Here is a 15,015-nt window from a genome sequence, read left to right as displayed (position 1 = left end):
TAGGCATCTGGCCCGGGGCGAGCGGCAGGGCTAAGCAAGGCTATGCCTTTAAAATTACGTTTTTCCCTTCCACTTGTTTGTGTTTGCCCATTCCTATAAAAATGCACAAGGTTAGCGCCAGTCCGCCAAAGAACAGCAGGCTGAGCCTGGGATTATAGTATACGATGGCCACCAACGCCACAATTGACAATAGTAAGGCAATAGCCGGAAACCAGGGATACAAAGGCACTTTGAAAGGACGGTGCAGCCCAGGTTCTTTTTGGCGCAGCACAAAAAGGCTGATCATGCTCATGATATACATCAATGCAGCGCCCAGCACAGAAAGGATCACCAGCTGATCTGTTTTGCCCAGGCAAAGAGCAAGGATGCCAAACAGTCCTCCCACCAGCAATGACCAATGTGGAGTCTGGTATCTCTTGTTGACAGTGGCCAGTATACCCGGCAGGTAGCCGCTGCGGCCCAGCGCAAACATCTGGCGGGAGTAACCAATAATAATAGAATGGAAAGAAGCGATCAGCCCAAACAACCCAATCCCGGCAAAGAGTTTCGTAATGCTGTTGTTTTTGCCCAACACGATGCCAATAGACTCCGGCAGGGGATAATCAATGGCTGTTAATTGTTGCCAGTCCGTGATACCACCTGTTAACACCATTACCCCAATGGCCAGCAGCATCAGCGTGAGAATGCCGGAAATATAACCCGCAGGGATCGTCTTGGCGGGGTTCTTTACTTCTTCCGCCACCATGGCTACCCCTTCAATGCATACATACAACCACATGGCAAAGGGCAGTGCTGCAAATATCCCGCCCCATCCCGCCGGCATGGCATTATGGAAAAAGTTGACGCTCTTAAAGGAGGGCGCTACAATGCCCATATAGATCAATAGTTCTCCCACTGCCAGTAAAGTGACTACCAGCGTGAATATCGCCGATTCTTTAATGCCGAGCAGGTTGATGCCCGTAAACAGCACATAGCTGCCAATAGCCGTCCACAATACAGGCAGCGAGGGATACAGGAAATGGATATAGTTGCCCAGTGCAAAAGCAATTGCTGGAGTAGCCAGCAGGAACTCCGCCAGGGTAGCATAACCAGCCACCAAGGCGCCCAGGGGGCCGAATGCCTTGTAGGAATAAGCAAAAGGACCGCCCGCATGGGGTATCGAGGTCGTGAGCTCCGTAAAGCTAAAAATGAAAGTGATGTACAGAATGGTGATGATGAGCGTAGCGATCAGGAAGCCGACCGTTCCGGCCACTCCCCAGCCATAATTCCAGCCAAAATACTCCCCCGAGATCACCAGCCCCACCGCAATGGCCCACAGATGGATAGGACGTATTGCTTTTTTTAACGAGGTGACGGATTCGCTCATATTTTGCCTGTTTTTCTAAAAATAAGATTTAAACCTGTAGTTGTATCAGCTTATATGCCATTGGTTGACAATAATTGGCAAAGCCAGCATGAAAAATATAAATAGTGAATATTTTAATAATGCATCCATTTTCAGCCTCTCCTTGGAGGCCCTGTTATTTGGACAAATTGGGATTAAAAATTAAATTTGTTGAAAATGGTGAGATTATGTCTAAGGCGATAAATCAGGAAATGTATAACTACTTTATGGAGTTAAATGATGCAGAGAAGAGATCTGTGGTGCAAATGATTAAGACCTTTTTGCTGGGTAGAAAACAACAATCAGGGCAGATTAGCATCGATCAATATAATAAAGAAATTGATGAAGCTATGAAACGTATGGATGAAGGCAGGTTTGTTTCCCAGGAAGATCTGGAAAAAGAAGCCGACAAATGGTAGCAAAAAAGCGAAGGGTGATCTGGGACGAAGAAGCCCGTGATTATTTTAAAGAAACGATTGCTTATATTAAGAAAGATTCTGTACAAAATGCAGAGAAGATAAAGCAGGAGATTTTATTATCTACAAGGGAATTGGCAAATGAGCCGGAAAAACTCCATGCACCTGATAAGTACCGTGTCAATAATAACGGAAGCTATAGGGCCTATGAATTGTACCACTACCGCATTTCTTATTTTACCTCTCCGGAATATATACGTATTGTAAGAATGCGCCACACAAGTATGAAACCAGAACAATACTAGCAAATACCCATACGGATCAAATGTGCATTTGCCCTTTCGGGCCTGCCGCTTTGTAGCAAATAATCCAATCAACGTGTATTCCTGCCCCATCGGGGCTACCGCTTTGTAGCAAGCGTTTCATAGCATACGTGTATTCTGCCCCTTTAGGGGCTACCGCTTTGTAGCAACCAATCCAATCAATCCTCCATTTTGCCCCATAGGGGCAACACTCCCCGGGCACCCACAAAAAAGGCCCGGCTTCCGCCAGGCCTTGAAAAGAGCGATCAGGTTAATGATTAATGTTTATTACTTCTTATCGAGGTAGATCAACTGCCCCAGGTGGTAAGACTGGTGGTTCGTTCTGTTGATCAAAATATTCAGCTTATTCCTGTGCGGTTCTTTCGCAAAGTCTTCCGGAGAAATAGAATTGTGTCGCGTAAACCATTCTTCTGCAGGCAGCGCACTAAAGTATTCAGTGAGTTTTGCATTCAGCGTATCCCACTGCTTTTTCAACTCAGCCAGGGGAGGAGTGGCCACGCCAGGTTTATTGGCTTCACCCGTAAAACCAGCTTCCAGTTCCGGGAACAATCTTTCACCCAGTCCCAATAAAGAGATCATACCGTCATTCACAGCGATCAGATGCCCCAGTATCCATATACCCGTATTCCTGCCGGGCGCTGTAGGCGTGGCCATTTGTTCATCGGAAAGTTTAGCGATCAGTTTGCTGACCCGGATATTCTGCAACTCCCAGTTAGAGATCACCATTTTAATGAATAGTTCTTTCTCTGCAGTTGGCTTCGTTGATGTTTGAGCTTCCATGATAAGAAGTTTTACTTTATTTATTGTGAGATAAAACCGTAATTGGCTGCCCACTTCGCTTTGATACTAGCCCGGGCTTCAACAAACTCATGGTCTGCACCCTGGGCTACAGCGTCTAATGGATAGCGCAATGGACGGGTTCCTTTTTCCATATTCACCAGCGCCAGCACGCCATCTGCTATTACCTGCGGGTCCATCTTGAATTCCTCCATCTTTCCAAACAGCATCTGACCCATGCCTTCAAATTGTTTGGCGGCGATATCGCCATAGGCAGTCACAATGTCCTGTCTGTCGGCGTTGATGCCGGGTTTGCTACCATTGTTCATTTCAGTAGGGTAAACCCCGGGCTGTATAGTAACGTTTTCGATCCCGAATTGTTCAAGCTCCATTTGTAAACCTTCCGTGATCGTTTCCACCCCAAATTTCGACATTAAATAAGGGACCATGAATGGCACCGTAAAACCACTGGCGCCCGAAGTAAGGTTGATGACCAGTCCGTTCCTGGCTGCACGCATGGAAGGCAGCACTGCCTGGTAGGTGCGCAATACACTCAGTAGGTTTACATCCAGCATGTTCTTAACCTGGTCGATCGAATACCCTTCCAGTAAACCAAAGCCCGCCACCGCGGCATTGTTGACCAATACATCGATCCTGCCATGTTTGGCAAGTGTATTACTGATCGCCTGGTTGACCGAATCATCACTGGTAATATCTATTTCTTCTACAAAAACATGAGGAAGGGCAGCCAGTTCAGCAGCTACCGCAGCATTCTTACCGGTGGTGCCTCTCATGCCGGCAATTACCGTATGACCTGCTTTGGAAAGCGTAATGGTCATCAGTTTGCCAAATCCTGTGCTGGTGCCTGTAATAAAGATTATCTTTTTCATTGTTTGTCTGTTTACAATTTTGTATTTGTTGTTTCCTTTGTTTGCTGATACAAAATTGCTATGCAGACAGCCCCTGTTCCATTGAGGATTGTTAAGAAATGACGTTGACCTTTATCAATACCGCTTATTTTTTGGTAGCCTGGTTCCGGAGCCTGCTGAGTGTTTCGGCAGTTACACCAAGGTAAGAAGCGATCATATGTTGGGGAACACGGTTCGCTATGCCGGGATAGCTATGGAGGAAGTTTTGGTATTTTTCCTCCGTGCTATAGCTGATGGAAGCGTGTATCCTGTTCTGGGCGGCAATAAAACTCTTTTCCAGGATATTGATGACCATGCTATTGAAAGCCGGTATTTCTTTGCAGATAGTGGCAAATTGTTCCTGCGTAAACAGCAGTATGACCGAATCTTCCAGCGCTTCAATATTGGACTGCGCTGGATTGCCTGTAATCAAACTTTCCCGGTCGCCTGCCCACCAGTTCTCGATGCTGAATTGAAGGATATGCTCATTGCCTTTATCATCTATCCGGTAAGTACGCAGGCAGCCTTTGCACACAAAAGCATTGTACTTCCACACCATTCCTTCATGCAGGAGGAATTGTTTCTTTTGCAATTTCTTAAGCGTGCCCAGTGATTGGATAAGTGCAAACTCCTCATCCGTGATGCTAACTTTATCCTTGATATACTGCTTGAAAACCTCGTACATGGATCAATGATTAAAAGAAAAATAGATCCACAAGGTAAAAGAAAAGAAGATACCCGGATCAAACCAATAGGGCTGTCCGGGTATCCTGGTTTTCAAAGCTGGAATGGCGGTCTTTCCCGACTACCTTGCCGCCAGGTATTGCTTCAGCCCCCTGCTTTGCAGGAAAGCCATTAATGCTACCCAGCCTGCTACCGCTCCGATCAGGAAGTAGCCCAGGAACGACAACCCAAATAACTGGGGTACCACAATGATAAGACTCTCGATCACCCAGATGATGTCCAGGGCAATGATGAGCTTGATCCATCCCTTTTGCATCACCTGTTTGCGGCTTTGCACAAACACCAGCGCAGCAAAAACGATCAGGAATAGGCCTGCGGCCACAAAAGGCCACGTGAGGGTAGCCCCACACAGTCCGGCTACCAAACCGGGAAATAAGACGAGCAATACACCGGTTGCACCGGAAGAAAGAGCGTTAATGAGCAATACATTTTTAAGCATATTCATTGTTTTAATTGTTTTGTATAACACAAAAGTAGATTGGCCAACCAGCGGGGAATTGATAAATTGCGACAATATGAGGATCCTTGCCTTACATCTTGCCCACTTTATGGATTATGCCCGCGTAAGAGGCATTGCCTGGCAGGATATGCAGGCATTGGTCCAACTGCCACCTGCCCACTTTACAGATGGGCTGGCCACCGTAGAAGAAGCAGAGGTATATGCCGTATTGAAGTTGATCGATGACCAGCTTACAGACAAAGCCTGGGGTATCCAGTGCGGACAATTCATCTCCATGAAGCTGCTGGGGCTTATTTACAAAATATCCTTACAGGCCACCACCATACAGGAGGCTTTGCATTACCTGCAATCTTACCTGCACGCTGCCATGCCCCTGGTAAAAGCCGAAACAGCCGTAACGGCAGAAGCCGTCACCATCAACTTCTCCATCGATAACCGGGAAACTAAGCTCAATCGTATTATACTGGAGTACGCCCTGGCCGTGGTGGCACGGGAGCTAAGGCTGATGGCAGGAGAGGGGGCTACTATTCAATTGAGTTCGCCTTGTTATGAGGAGAATTACCCTGTCTTATGGCATCTGGGCGAAACTTATAGCGTAGTATTTGAACCCGTCATATTGAAAGCCGCTTTACAAAACAAAAGCCATTTGCATGTTGATGTGCTGGTGCCCGAATACCTCAGGATGATCGGGCAACTAAAGCCCGATGATAGTTTTGCCGGCAAGGTGAAGTTAACACTCCTGTCCATGTCCGATCCGCAGTTGCCCGATATCCAAACAGTATCCGGTGCATTGCACCTGACACCGCGTACCCTGCAGCGGCGGTTGGGTGCCGAAGGCATCACCTTCCGGGAACTGCTGGAGGAGATCAAGAAACAACTCTGTTCCTTCCTGCTGCGCCACGACCGCTATACCGTTGCCGGTATTTCCGATATACTGGGGTATGCAGAACCGGCTTCTTTTATTCATTCCTTCCGCAAATGGTTTGGCGACTCTCCCGAGCGCGTGCGCAAGGGCCTCCGGGATCAATAACGTATCAATATTGGTTGTCATTTCGAACGGAGCCATTAGGAACGTTGAATTGGTTTGCTGTGGCGGCGTAGTGAGAAATCTGCTATCGAAGCAAAAGCAAGCAATCCGTATCAAAGGTGTATGCTGCCCCATCGGGGTCATCGCTTTGTAGCAAAAGAAACGTCTCATGTATTTTGCCCCTTTAGGGGCTACCCTCTCAACCTTTCTTCAACAGCAACGTCAATATTCTCGGGATCTCCTGCCGGTCCCCATTATCAAAATACTCTTCCATGTCAGCCAATAAGAGACCATGCTTTTTGCCGGCATCTATAAAATCAGAGATATGATGCGTAAAGCATTCTACTACTTGTATGCCTGCTTCCGTTTCAAAGCGGGCTTTGCTGCCGCTGTATTGTTTAAAGGGATGTAGTTCTCCGATGTATACATATCCGCCAGGCTTTAGTACGGCAGCAACTTTTTCGAATACAGCCGGCAGGTTCTCGATATGCTCCAGCACCAGGCTAAAGCCCACCACATCATACAATCCCTGGGTAAATGTCCAGGGTGTGGTTATATCGGCTTGTATAAACTGAACGGTGGGCGAATTGATCTTTGCTTTGGCTTTGGCCAGCATGGCTTCCGATAGGTCAACCGCTGTTATTGCCTGTGCACGGGTAACCAGCCATTCCGTGTTTTTTCCCGTACCACATCCTATTTCCAGGTAATGCTCCATGGGAATAGGGGCCAGGGTAGCGCGCAATGCCTGCGCCTCCAGATCCCTTGTCTTATTGAGATTGGTATCATACTGCGCTGCCCAACTGTTGTAGGCCTGTCTTGTATCCATAGCTCACCGTTTGCTGAATGTGGTTCTTTAAAATATCGCACACAAAGATATTGTTTTGATGGTCTACTGTTAATACTTTAGCATCTGTTAGGCCTTCAATAGTCAGATTAAAGTTTAGTACAACCTGCTTTCCAAGGTAGGTAATTTTTTACAGGCCGCTAAACAAAAAAGCCCTGCAGGATAATGCCTGCAGGGCTTTCTGTATGGTGATAAGATCTTACTGTTTTGAATAGATGGTATTGTTGTGGAAGCTGAAGCTCGATACCGGATAAGTGAGGGGATGATCTATTTCGATACTGGGAAAACCCGGATGCCAGAAGCCACTTTCCCAATAATAATACCGGCCATTGTTATAGACGACATCCCAACTCATGCCAAACTTCTTCCCGTCTGGCCAGGAGGGGTTGTTATATACAGTGTAATAACCCGAACCATCTGCCTGCGGATGACAATAAGTACTGCTACCTACCGGGTCAGCGGGCGATTTAAGGAATTTGGCGCCGGCTATCACCGCTTTATAGATCTCAATAGAATCAAGCCCTGCTTTGAAGATAAGCGGTGATCCTTTTACATGGCTGCCATCCGCCCTTTTTACACTCACCGTTACCTGTTGAGGTGTGCCCGAGCCCAGCTTCCATTTGTTGGATGCAAAGCCGCCGTCCTTGGTGGTAGTCCTGACCGAATCCACACTGCCCCCGCCTGAGGTAGCAGCCCAATCTACCTTTACACCATTGAAGGGCCGCCCTTCTGCATCTTTCACTTCTACCCACAATAAACTGCTCAGGTATTGATTGGCCTTGCCCAACTGGTTATCGCCTGCTGATATATACAGCGTATCAGCACTCCTGAGCCAGCTGCCTTCCTTGATCGTTTTATCAACCAATGGGATCGAGATAGAAAATTCATTCTTTTCACCCAGCCATAGTTGGGAAGATATCTTTCCCGTGACCGTAGTGGAAAACTTCAATGCGTATTGTGGAATGCTGGTGGGCTTGAAGTCAAACTTCAAGACATTGGGTATTTCCACCAGCGCCTTTAATACATCGGAATTATAAGGAGCTATCTCGTACACCGGTTTAAATACCGTGAAACTGGCATTTATATCCAACAGTGTATTGAAATTATTCTGCATCAGTGAATCCGCTGAAATATTAGAGCTGAGGGAACTGATATTCTGCCAGCCATGCTGGCCATATTGAGCACCAAAAGTGACATTGATCTTAGGACTTATTTTGAAAGCTGCTTTACTGCTCACCGTAATGGGCAACCATTTCAATATCACTTTCTGGTGTAGCGGTACCGGCAATGGAAATATGCCTACAGGGGTAGTGATCGGGATGGTTAACCGGATAACAGGCAAGGGGATTTCTTTCAGAACACTTTCCTCTGCCAGCTTGACCGGATTGTTGCTTTTATTGGTGATCTCCAGGGCGCTGCCATCGGTATTCATATCCGCCTGTATTAATACTTTTTCCGGCATCAGGGAACCCTCTTTTTTAATGTATTCAATTTTCACGGAAGGGATATTGATCTTCAGGGCGCCGCTCACCCTGATGCCCGGTATGGTAGTGCCGTCGCTGGAAAAATTAAAGCCCAGGCTCACCCCTTTGGCGATGCTGCTATTGGAGGCAAAATCACTTTCATAGACCGTATTGATATCCAGCTGACGAAAAGCTTCATTCAAGCCGGCCTGTTCTGTGGTTACTACATACTGCCCCGCATTTTCAGTTACACTTACTACTTTTCGTAACAATCCATCCGGATTACTGATGGTGGCAGCTGCCACTATAATATCGCCCGCTTTAGGTGGGGTAGTGATGTTTGCTTTGGAAAGCGATACCGTGATGGCCGTTACGGCTGTTATAGCGGCGGTATCAACGATAGCAGAATTAGAGGTCAGGTAATTGCCGGTAGCGGGCAGGGTAGGCCCATCCTTATTTTCCTTTTTACAGGCGTATAGGGAAAAAGTGGCTAAGATAACCACCAGGGATCGTCTCGTCTTCATGTTGTATGTGGGTTGTAGAGGTTAACAATTAATAAGTCTGGGGATATTGTTCCAGGTATATTATTGGTAACACAAAGTACAACCGATTCTCATAGCTGATTGTAACGTTTTAGGGGTACAAGTTTGCCAGGTGCATCAGCAAGTCCACCACTTTTTGTTTTTGAAATCGATAACAGTAGGGCCATCACTGCAGCCACCGATTTCTTTGGCATGCCGGTCTGCGGGTGAATGCCCAATGATCCATTGGCCCGTAGGTTGGTGTTTAATAATAATACCCTGGTCGAGGATGTCTCCTTTTTTCACTGAAAGGTGGCCGATGCCATTGTAGATCACTTTTATGGAATCACCTTTGATCACAACAGTACAGGTTGCTCCCAGTGATTTGCCTTGCCATTCGGCAAAGGCTACCGCATAGGTATAGGTTCCGTTCCCAGGCTTTTGAGCATGGGCACAAACGGCGAAGGTGCAAAGCAATAATGCAATCGGCAGGCTTTTTAGCATAGTAATAACCCTTTAACAGGTCATGTACCAAGTTAAGCAATTTGTTCCATTATAAGGTTCCTGCATCGCCTGTTTGAGCCTCGCCCCAGGAAATTATGCTTTATCCTGGTCTATGCGTGACAGTATCTTCCAGTCAATATAAAATGTACCGAAAGGAATAATACAAGCCACCAATACCTTCCAGGTAGTTGTTTTAAATGGCCAGCGCTGTTCTACTCCTACACTCAGCGCGTTAAATACAAAGAGTAAGAACAATAGCCCATGCACGGTGCCAACAGCTCTTACCAGCGCAGGATTACCATACAGGTATTTGGCCGGTACGGCAACACACAACAGGAATAATAAGGAGCTGCCTTCCAGGAAACCGATCAGGCGAAGCCTGCCAATTTTTGTACGCATAAAATGTATCATGATTAAAAGGTTCTGATAAAAGGTCTGTGCGCAAATGGGGAAAACGGCCAGGGTATAGCCAGGAAGATCAGCAATAAGGCAATGGCATAATAACGCATCATGGTGCGGAACTTATCCCTGTCGGTTACCTTTCGTTTTGCCAGCGCTGATCCGATCGTGATAATGACGATCGACAGTAGCATCACCAGTATATGGGCAATGGCAAAGAAGGCCATTTCCGGTTGCTGTAGGCCCAGTTTTGTCCAGGTAAAGAAGTATTTGACCTGCGGACTTTTGACGTATAAAGTAAAGCCAATGATCAATTGTATATGCGCAATCGTGGCTGTCCAATGCCGCAGTGCATTATCGTTTTTTGTAAAAGGCCGGTCATTTTTATAACCTTGCCAGCCCCGGTAGATCGAGAAAAGTAAACCTGCCAATACCAGCCACCTGATAATCGAATGGAAAGAGAGAAGAAGAAAATACATGGATTATTACTTTGCTTTCGGAGGGCAAAGTTCACTACAGCATCCTGCAGGATATAGGACAAACTGGGACAGTTTTAGGACTTTTCAATCCTTTTACGGAATGACAAAGGCGTAGTGCCTTCATACTTTTTGAAGAGACGCGTAAAATAGGAGGGATCATCAAAACCCAGTTCGGCCGCTATCGCACTGATGGATAAATTGCTTTGGTACAACAGTACTTTAGCCTCCAGTACGATGGCTTCATCGATCCACTTGCCGGGCGATTTACCCGTAACCGCTTTTACCGTCTTGTTCAGATGGTTGGGCGTAATACTTAATAGCCTGGCATAGTCCGATACCTGGTGTTTGGATCTTACATGGGCAAACAGCAGTTTCCTGAACCGGTTACTGATAGTCGCCGAAGGCGCAGGAATTTTACCTGCATCCTGCTTGCCAGCCTTGTTAAGTTCGCAGAGCAGCGCTATAAAGTAGGATTGCAGTATATCGGGATTGTTGAGACCATGGGCGGTATAGTCCAGCAATAAACGTTTAAAAAGCATGGCTACAAAACCGGAACTTTGTTTGTCCAGGCTGATGCGGGGATGGCTCCATACCTGTAAGAATTCCATATCCCTGATCAATTCCTGCTTGCCAAACCTGCTGCTGATCATGTCATTTTGAAAATGACAGAGATAACCTTTGTTGATGTCAAGGCTGGCGAATGCGTATACCTGTCCTGCTGGTACTACCAGGCATTCATCTTTATAGATCTTGTAGGTGTCGCTGCCGATCGTCATGATCGCTTCTCCCGCTGTGAGGTAAATGAGGGAATGACCGGTTGCCCTGGTAGGAGGGACGGGTAGCTTGATGAGGCGGATCATGTCTTCCACCTTTACAATAAAGAATTTACTGAACTGCGGCTTCAGCAGCTGGTCCAATTCCTGTTCGGGATACATATACCTTTCCCGGAAGGAAACAGTATTATGTGTTTTTATCTTGCTTTTGCTCACCATGCGAAGCTACATCACACTTTCTTATCCGGCCGGAATATAAACCGCATGGCCACATCTTTGGTAAACCAGGCAAAGCCCCAGTTGAAGAAGGTCTTGAACTTGTTGCGGTAATTGATCAGTGACCAGATGTGAATGAAACCCCAGATCATGGCAGCAATAAATCCCTTAAAATGCAGCTTGCCAATATCTGCCACCGCCTTCGTTTTTCCAATGATCGCCATGGTGCCCTTATCGTTGTAGATAAAAGGTTTCAACGGCCTGTTGTCAGCTATCATCTTCAGGTTGTGCGCCAGGTTCTTGCCCTGCTGGATGGCCACCTGGGCCAATTGAGGGTGACCGTTGGGGAAAGCAGGATCAGTGGTCATGAAACAGCTATCGCCAAGCGCATAAATATTATCAAATCCCTGTGCTTTATTATAGGCATCTACCAATACCCTGCGTCCCCGGCCAATGCTTTCTTTGGGCATACCGGGCAATTCAGTAGCGATGACCCCGGCAGTCCAGATCAGCGTATCTGTGGCTATCTTTTCTCCGTCGGCAAACACAACGCTGTCGTCTGTAAAATCGTAGTCCTTTACCTGCTTGCTCAACAGGATTTTGATACCCATTGCCTCCAGGGATTTATGCGTATAATCCTGCGATTTGGCGCTCATGGGTCCCAGTACTTTGGGACCGGAATCTACCAGGTAGATATTGCCGGGCTGCCCTATCAGTTCCGGATAATCTTTTTTATAAATACCGTTCTTCATTTCGGCTAGTATGCCGGAGATCTCTACGCCACTGGGGCCAGCACCTACCACCACCATCGTGAGTAGCTTCTTGCGCTCAGCCGGATCAGTGGTGATGGTGGCTTTTTCGATCGTCTGCAGAATATAATTGCGCAATTCAATGGCGTCATTGATCGTCTTCATCGGTACCGCTTTCTTCATTACATGCTCAATGCCGAAGAAATTGCTTTGTGTGCCCGTAGAAAAGATCAGGTAATCATAGTACAGGTCGCCGGAAGAGATTTCCACCTTGTTTTCTTCAGGTATTACCCGCTTGAATTCGCCCAGGCGGAAAGTAATGTTCTTTTTATGATGGTATAACTTTCGGAAAGGATAACTGATATTGGAAGGTTCCAGGAAGCCGGCAGATACCTGGTAGATGAGCGGTGGGAAGAAATTGTAGTTATTCCTGTCTACCAAAGTGATGTGGAACCGTTGATCTTTGGCCAATTGCTGGATCAGGTGCACACCGGCAAAGCCGCCGCCGATGACTACCACCTTTTTTTGATGTCCGTCCATAAAATATATCCATTTAAAGGTTCAAAAGTAGTTCAAACTGCAAATAGCAGGCCTGTGCTTTGTTTGCTAAATGCGGTATTTTCTTGTATGGCTACAGGTCTCTTCCCGGGCGGCACAATGTTGGGGGACAGGACTTCCTCCAGCTCTTATCCCGCAGGGCGGGATGAACGCTGTTGTCATTTCCCATGTATAACGCGTGACGATACTTTTTTGTTTACAATTCCAGGATCAGATCTGTTTCAGCGTACCCTACACAGGTAAGGATCAGGCCGTTTTGGAGATCTTTTTCCGTCAATACCTCATTCATGTTCATTTTTACCGTACCACTCAGGCAACGGGCTGTGCAGGCCGAGCAGCGGCCCCCCTTACAGCTGTAAGGCAATTTGATGTGCTGGTTGAGGGCTGCCTGCAAGATCGTAGTGGGGTAGGCGACCGTAAATTCATGGTGCTGCTCACCCCGTCTTACCTGTACCCTGCGGGGAGCCATATCGATTGTGAATGCAGGTGGGGGAACAGTTTCAACAGTGAAGTTTTCTTTGCGTATGTATTCTTCCTCCACACCCATTACCCGCAGGGTAAATTGTACCATGCGCATAAAGGAAGCAGGACCGCAGGTATAGTAAAGCGTGGGGTGGGGACCGGGATGCAGATTCCTGTTGATGAGGAGCTCAAAAAGACCATTGTTCAGTCGTTGATGGGGCAGATCAGGCAAAATAGGATGGCTTAGCAGGTCAATACGCGTAAAGCGGGCAGGGAATAGCATCTCCAGCTGCTGTATGGCTCCATGATAAATGATGTTGTTTTCATCATGGTTCTGGTACAATAATACTACCTGGCTATGGGATTCATCCCGCAGCAACTGCTTCAGCAGCGCAAACACCGGTACTATGCCGCTGCCGGCGGCTAAGAAAAACACCTGCCGCCTATGCCCGGGATCGGTAGATAGGGTAAACCGGCCCGAGGGAGGAAGACTGCTGACAAGCGTGCCCACATGCCAGTGTTCCAGGATATAACGGGAAATAGCGCCATTCTCCTTTTTCCGGACGGTAATGAATGGTTGTTCGTCGATGCCAGGTGTGGAGCCCAGCGAATAAGAACGCCTGATCTCCTGTCCATGATAATCCAGCAGGAAGGTCAGGAACTGCCCGGCTTCATAGGTTACAGGCGCACCACTTATTGCTTCCAGTACATAACTGATCGTATCCCTTGCTTCCGGGATCACCCGGATCACTTTCCATTCCAACAGGTCCATAATACCTAAAGTTAAATCATTGCCTGTACACCCTCGTGCCCTTCTCGTTGCCTCTATGCCTCGCTGCCTTTACCCCCTCTTGCCTTTCTCTCGTTGCCTCTATGCCTTGTTGCCTCGTTGCCTTTCTTCACTTCTCCCCAATCTTCACAACGATCCTGCCCATGATCTTGCCTTGCAGAATGGAATCAATATAGGTGAGGTTCAATTCCTCCAGCGAAACTTCTTTGGCAATCGCATTCAGTTTATCCTTGATATTCCATACGTCCTTAAGCTTTTCCCAGATCAATAAACGCGTGGTCATGGGTGTCTCTGCCGATCCTACACCCAGCAGGCTTACACCATTCAGTATAAAAGGATATACCGTAGCATCCAGTTTGGGGGAGGATACCAGTCCTGTGCTTACCACAGCCCCCTCCGGTTTGCAGGCTTTGAGCAGCGTAAGCAGTGTGTTGCCGCCTACCGTATCAATAGCGCCGGCCCATTGCGGCCGCAGCAGCGCTTTGCCTGAAGTATCGTTCACAAAGTCGCGGTTCTCTATTTTTTGAGCCCCCAGGAATTGCAGGTATTCATCGGCATGACTTTTACCCGTCACAGCGATCACTTCATAACCCGATTTGGCCAGCAGCGCCACAGCAATGCTGCCTACGCCTCCCGTAGAACCCGTGACTACGATAGGACCCTGTGAGGGATTGATGCCCAGTAATTCCATTTTGTGCAGACCAAGGGCTGCCGTTACACCGGCTGTGCCCAGTATCATGCATTCTTTAAGTGTATAGCCATCGGGCTTACGTACTACCCAGCTGGCAGGCACCCGGATAAACTCACCATAACCTCCGCAGGTATTCATGCCCAGGTCGTTGCCCGTGATGATCACTTCATCACCTGTACCGAACAGCTCACTGCGGCTGATCTCTACGATCCCTGCCGCATCAATGCCTGGCGTATGCGGATATTTACGGGTAATGCCTTTGTTGCCTGTAGCCGAAAGGGCATCCTTGTAGTTCAGGGCAGAGTACAATACCCTGATCACTACTTCACCTGCGGGCAGGTCATCAATTACTCTTTCTACAATATTCCGTTCAAACTTTCCGTCGGCGGTCTCTGTGATCCAAAGTGCTTTAAATGGCATATAATGTTACTTTCTCTTTTTTTCATTTCGAACAGAGCTTCACCTCCTTTTGTCATTTCGAACGTAGCGCAGCGTAGTGAGAAATCTACTATCGAAGCAAACGCACG

At 47.3% G+C, this 15,015-nt stretch carries 17 protein-coding genes; 3 read left to right on the top strand and 14 right to left on the bottom strand.

All coding sequences use genetic code 11. The annotated features are described in order from the left end of the window. Positions 1 to 40: 40 nt before the first annotated feature. On the bottom strand, positions 41 to 1,366 hold the full coding sequence (eat, locus tag D3H65_RS11295) for an ethanolamine permease (RefSeq protein WP_119050416.1): 1,326 nt from the start codon (positions 1,364 to 1,366) through the stop codon (positions 41 to 43). A 104-nt stretch (positions 1,367 to 1,470) separates the two neighbouring features. Between eat and D3H65_RS11290 the strand changes: the two genes are divergently transcribed. Then, on the top strand, positions 1,471 to 1,803 hold the full coding sequence (locus D3H65_RS11290; RefSeq protein WP_162915555.1) for a hypothetical protein: 333 nt from the start codon (positions 1,471 to 1,473) through the stop codon (positions 1,801 to 1,803). After that, positions 1,797 to 2,105: a type II toxin-antitoxin system RelE/ParE family toxin gene (locus D3H65_RS11285; RefSeq protein ID WP_119050414.1), complete on the top strand. Its 309-nt coding sequence runs from the start codon at positions 1,797 to 1,799 to the stop codon at positions 2,103 to 2,105. Before D3H65_RS11290 ends, D3H65_RS11285 begins: the two co-directional genes overlap by 7 nt. A 285-nt stretch (positions 2,106 to 2,390) precedes the next feature. Here D3H65_RS11285 and D3H65_RS11280 read toward each other — a convergent pair whose 3' ends face one another. The 4 genes from D3H65_RS11280 to D3H65_RS32900 all read right to left on the bottom strand — a co-directional run bounded on the left by D3H65_RS11280 (position 2,391) and on the right by D3H65_RS32900 (position 4,997). Continuing rightward, on the bottom strand, positions 2,391 to 2,903 hold the full coding sequence (locus tag D3H65_RS11280) for a DinB family protein (RefSeq protein WP_119050413.1): 513 nt from the start codon (positions 2,901 to 2,903) through the stop codon (positions 2,391 to 2,393). Between the two features lie 20 nt (positions 2,904 to 2,923). Beyond that, a complete protein-coding gene (locus tag D3H65_RS11275; protein ID WP_119050412.1) occupies positions 2,924 to 3,790 on the bottom strand; it encodes an SDR family NAD(P)-dependent oxidoreductase in 867 nt (288 codons plus the stop codon). 124 nt (positions 3,791 to 3,914) lie between these two features. Further along, complete coding sequence (locus tag D3H65_RS11270; protein WP_119050411.1) at positions 3,915 to 4,493, bottom strand: Crp/Fnr family transcriptional regulator; 579 nt, start codon at positions 4,491 to 4,493, stop codon at positions 3,915 to 3,917. 120 nt (positions 4,494 to 4,613) lie between these two features. Beyond that, entirely contained in the window at positions 4,614 to 4,997 is a 384-nt protein-coding gene (locus D3H65_RS32900; protein ID WP_162915554.1) for a hypothetical protein, read from the bottom strand. Positions 4,998 to 5,067: 70 nt separating this feature from the next. Between D3H65_RS32900 and D3H65_RS11265 the strand changes: the two genes are divergently transcribed. Continuing rightward, complete coding sequence (locus D3H65_RS11265) at positions 5,068 to 6,042, top strand: helix-turn-helix domain-containing protein (protein WP_162915553.1); 975 nt, start codon at positions 5,068 to 5,070, stop codon at positions 6,040 to 6,042. Positions 6,043 to 6,238: 196 nt separating this feature from the next. On the opposite strand, the gene D3H65_RS11260 is transcribed toward D3H65_RS11265, so the two are convergent. The 9 genes from D3H65_RS11260 to D3H65_RS11220 all read right to left on the bottom strand — a co-directional run bounded on the left by D3H65_RS11260 (position 6,239) and on the right by D3H65_RS11220 (position 14,908). Continuing rightward, the gene (locus D3H65_RS11260) at positions 6,239 to 6,865 is read right to left on the bottom strand and encodes a class I SAM-dependent DNA methyltransferase (RefSeq protein ID WP_119050409.1); all 627 of its coding nucleotides are present in this window, start codon (positions 6,863 to 6,865) and stop codon (positions 6,239 to 6,241) included. Positions 6,866 to 7,082: 217 nt separating this feature from the next. Continuing rightward, the gene (locus tag D3H65_RS11255; RefSeq protein WP_119050408.1) at positions 7,083 to 8,870 is read right to left on the bottom strand and encodes a hypothetical protein; all 1,788 of its coding nucleotides are present in this window, start codon (positions 8,868 to 8,870) and stop codon (positions 7,083 to 7,085) included. 135 nt (positions 8,871 to 9,005) lie between these two features. Then, complete coding sequence (locus D3H65_RS11250; RefSeq protein WP_119050407.1) at positions 9,006 to 9,371, bottom strand: hypothetical protein; 366 nt, start codon at positions 9,369 to 9,371, stop codon at positions 9,006 to 9,008. A 93-nt stretch (positions 9,372 to 9,464) separates the two neighbouring features. Then, positions 9,465 to 9,770: a DUF3817 domain-containing protein gene (locus D3H65_RS11245; RefSeq protein ID WP_245999727.1), complete on the bottom strand. Its 306-nt coding sequence runs from the start codon at positions 9,768 to 9,770 to the stop codon at positions 9,465 to 9,467. A gap of 14 nt (positions 9,771 to 9,784) precedes the next feature. Continuing rightward, on the bottom strand, positions 9,785 to 10,249 hold the full coding sequence (locus tag D3H65_RS11240) for a hypothetical protein (RefSeq protein WP_119050405.1): 465 nt from the start codon (positions 10,247 to 10,249) through the stop codon (positions 9,785 to 9,787). 74 nt (positions 10,250 to 10,323) lie between these two features. Further along, positions 10,324 to 11,241 (bottom strand): AraC family transcriptional regulator, encoded by a 918-nt coding sequence (locus D3H65_RS11235; RefSeq protein WP_119050404.1) that lies wholly within the window; start codon positions 11,239 to 11,241, stop codon positions 10,324 to 10,326. Between the two features lie 11 nt (positions 11,242 to 11,252). Then, positions 11,253 to 12,527 (bottom strand): NAD(P)/FAD-dependent oxidoreductase, encoded by a 1,275-nt coding sequence (locus D3H65_RS11230; RefSeq protein WP_119050403.1) that lies wholly within the window; start codon positions 12,525 to 12,527, stop codon positions 11,253 to 11,255. 214 nt (positions 12,528 to 12,741) lie between these two features. Further along, entirely contained in the window at positions 12,742 to 13,779 is a 1,038-nt protein-coding gene (locus D3H65_RS11225) for a flavin reductase family protein (protein WP_119050402.1), read from the bottom strand. A gap of 127 nt (positions 13,780 to 13,906) precedes the next feature. Then, positions 13,907 to 14,908 carry a YhdH/YhfP family quinone oxidoreductase gene (locus tag D3H65_RS11220; protein ID WP_119050401.1) on the bottom strand — a complete coding sequence of 334 codons (1,002 nt, stop codon included), beginning with the start codon at positions 14,906 to 14,908 and terminating at the stop codon, positions 13,907 to 13,909. Positions 14,909 to 15,015 lie beyond the last annotated feature (107 nt).

It is taken from the genome of Paraflavitalea soli, assembly GCF_003555545.1.
Classification (GTDB): Bacteria; Bacteroidota; Bacteroidia; order Chitinophagales; family Chitinophagaceae; genus Paraflavitalea; species Paraflavitalea soli.
This window is presented reverse-complemented; position numbering and strand designations above follow the sequence as displayed.

Excerpts from the sequence above, each read along its gene's own strand:
- eat (WP_119050416.1), bottom strand. The coding sequence starts at position 1,366 with ATGAGCGAATCCGTCACCTCGTTAAAAAAAGCAATACGTCCTATCCAT.
- D3H65_RS11285 (WP_119050414.1), top strand. The coding sequence starts at position 1,797 with ATGGTAGCAAAAAAGCGAAGGGTGATCTGGGACGAAGAAGCCCGTGAT.
- D3H65_RS11280 (WP_119050413.1), bottom strand. The coding sequence starts at position 2,903 with ATGGAAGCTCAAACATCAACGAAGCCAACTGCAGAGAAAGAACTATTC.
- D3H65_RS11275 (WP_119050412.1), bottom strand. The coding sequence starts at position 3,790 with ATGAAAAAGATAATCTTTATTACAGGCACCAGCACAGGATTTGGCAAA.
- D3H65_RS11270 (WP_119050411.1), bottom strand. The coding sequence starts at position 4,493 with ATGTACGAGGTTTTCAAGCAGTATATCAAGGATAAAGTTAGCATCACG.
- D3H65_RS32900 (WP_162915554.1), bottom strand. The coding sequence starts at position 4,997 with ATGAATATGCTTAAAAATGTATTGCTCATTAACGCTCTTTCTTCCGGT.
- D3H65_RS11265 (WP_162915553.1), top strand. The coding sequence starts at position 5,068 with ATGAGGATCCTTGCCTTACATCTTGCCCACTTTATGGATTATGCCCGC.
- D3H65_RS11260 (WP_119050409.1), bottom strand. The coding sequence starts at position 6,865 with ATGGATACAAGACAGGCCTACAACAGTTGGGCAGCGCAGTATGATACC.
- D3H65_RS11255 (WP_119050408.1), bottom strand. The coding sequence starts at position 8,870 with ATGAAGACGAGACGATCCCTGGTGGTTATCTTAGCCACTTTTTCCCTA.
- D3H65_RS11250 (WP_119050407.1), bottom strand. The coding sequence starts at position 9,371 with ATGCTAAAAAGCCTGCCGATTGCATTATTGCTTTGCACCTTCGCCGTT.
- D3H65_RS11245 (WP_245999727.1), bottom strand. The coding sequence starts at position 9,770 with ATGCGTACAAAAATTGGCAGGCTTCGCCTGATCGGTTTCCTGGAAGGC.
- D3H65_RS11240 (WP_119050405.1), bottom strand. The coding sequence starts at position 10,249 with ATGTATTTTCTTCTTCTCTCTTTCCATTCGATTATCAGGTGGCTGGTA.
- D3H65_RS11235 (WP_119050404.1), bottom strand. The coding sequence starts at position 11,241 with ATGGTGAGCAAAAGCAAGATAAAAACACATAATACTGTTTCCTTCCGG.
- D3H65_RS11230 (WP_119050403.1), bottom strand. The coding sequence starts at position 12,527 with ATGGACGGACATCAAAAAAAGGTGGTAGTCATCGGCGGCGGCTTTGCC.
- D3H65_RS11225 (WP_119050402.1), bottom strand. The coding sequence starts at position 13,779 with ATGGACCTGTTGGAATGGAAAGTGATCCGGGTGATCCCGGAAGCAAGG.
- D3H65_RS11220 (WP_119050401.1), bottom strand. The coding sequence starts at position 14,908 with ATGCCATTTAAAGCACTTTGGATCACAGAGACCGCCGACGGAAAGTTT.